At 43.9% G+C, this 1,894-nt stretch carries 2 protein-coding genes; both read right to left on the bottom strand.

Annotation, left to right across the window (positions count from 1 at the left end):
* Window positions 1-821: replication initiation protein (locus L1266_RS22555; RefSeq protein ID WP_442960617.1), on the bottom strand; the 821-nt coding region annotated here is incomplete at its 3' end.
* Between the two features lie 846 nt (window positions 822-1,667).
* On the bottom strand, window positions 1,668-1,894 hold a 227-nt coding region (locus L1266_RS22120), incomplete at its 5' end, for a hypothetical protein (RefSeq protein ID WP_442960616.1).

Raw genomic sequence — 1,894 nt, 5'->3', positions numbered from 1 at the left:
GCCTCTCTCTTGCTATTGTAAGCAATACCTTTGGCTATCCCTCCTTTTCGTCCTTGTTTAGCTTGCCAGTCACTGAAGCCAGCCCTGGTGAAGTGCTTGTGAGTCCATTTGGCTACACTTCTGGCGGTGGCTTTAACCTCGCTTATCGGTAAGGGGTCAGAGAACGACTTTCGGTTATACGCGGAAGCTCTTTCATAGCAAGCCTCAAACCAGCGCTCATAGTCAGGCCATCCCTGTCTGATTGCTTTATAAGACCATTTGGACAGGTAATCAAAGAGGTTGCAATTACGACCTAGACCGTAGTCCGGTAAGCGCCTGGTTCCCTTGTAGCTGCTCAGATCGAGGTAGTCCGAGAGCCAGTCCAAATCATAAAGCCTCTCCTCCCAAGTTGTAACAGACCATCTATCGTGAAGGGGGTTCTTGCATATCAAGCCTCCGTAATTGACGTCTGCATTCAACTTTCTCCTCAGTGCTCCTTCAACAGCAGCTGCATATCTAAGGGCTTTACTGCTCCCGTCTGGAGCTGTTCGAATTGAAGTTTCGAGTCCATAGATAAGATGTGCATGGCCGTTAACTTTATTTATAACGGCGATGTTGGGAGCTGGAGCTTCAGCGTCATACCAATGGTAAGCTGCGTCAGAAGTGTCAACGTCAAAAACAAGCCAATATTTGTGTGTAGGGCCGTTGGGTTGAATGTAACGAGACTTTATTGCTCTCTGGGCTTTTGCTATAGATAACCCTAAGCTTAAATCGTCAGTGTGATAGGGTTTCTTTGGCAGCCTATCGCTGAACAGTGTTAATTGCTTTCCTTGGACATTCAAAGGAGCCTGCGCTTAAGGCAGGTTTTGTCTTGTGATGTAGAGTTCATGTGTTATTATTCTCTCTGAGAATTATCTCGAACCCTGATAATCAGCCTCCCGCCAAGTTGGTCTGATATCGGGGTTTTGTTTTATTTACACCCATCCTACCGCGTTTTATCGCTTCTGAAAACACGAAAAGAATTTACAACCACCAAACAAACAAGCGTTGAACGTGGTAATTGTTCATGAACAATTACCCACCAAAGAAATCAATAGCAGTGACTCTTTGCGGTGCCTCTAGGTCACCCTATCGGAATAACCTAGAGGCACCGCAAAACAAAGCCTTCAGCAACTTCCTTTCCTATTTTAACTTCCTAAATAGGTAGGACGTATCCCAGGGAGAAAAGAACCAAGCAAGCCAGGAATACGGTTACAGGGCTTCGAGACTCGATTAAGTCGAGTAGACCACGGAAAAACGCTAATATATCGTTCATTTTTGTTCCTTATATAGGTAGAACCATTGAAATATTAGAGATGTTCCATTAATATGACAGTTGCTACACAGACACTAATGAAACGCCTCTTTGATGGGGAGGGGGTTTTTATGATAAAAAACTACCTCCTTATAACATTATTTTATATCGATTTCACTTGACAAGCAAATCGGTCACTCTGAAAGTGTGATTTATTACCTCCTTTATATGTATATACCGTCAAAATACGCGAATTACTAAAACAAACACTAATATATATATCCGAACATCACAGAATAGTTAGCCTGGCAAAGTAAGTATATCTACCTTGCCGAGGGCTATTATCTGATATGGCTATATGGACACTATAATAGTGATAGTTCTATAGGGTAGGTTATTTGTTTGACGTCCATGCTGCTACGGCGGATTTGGATGCTCCCACTATAGAGGCTATGTCCCTAACGCTCATTCCTGCCTCTCTGAGCTTCTTGGATGCCTCTCTCTTGCTATTGTAAGCAATACCTTTGGCTATCCCTCCTTTTCGTCCTTGTTTAGCTTGCCAGTCACTGAAGCCAGCCCTGGTGAAGTGCTTGTGAGTCCATTTGGCTACACTTCTGGCGG

Source organism: Pseudoalteromonas sp. Cn5-37 (genome assembly GCF_021532495.1).
In the GTDB taxonomy this organism is placed as follows: Bacteria; Pseudomonadota; Gammaproteobacteria; order Enterobacterales; family Alteromonadaceae; genus Pseudoalteromonas; species Pseudoalteromonas simplex.
This window is presented reverse-complemented; position numbering and strand designations above follow the sequence as displayed.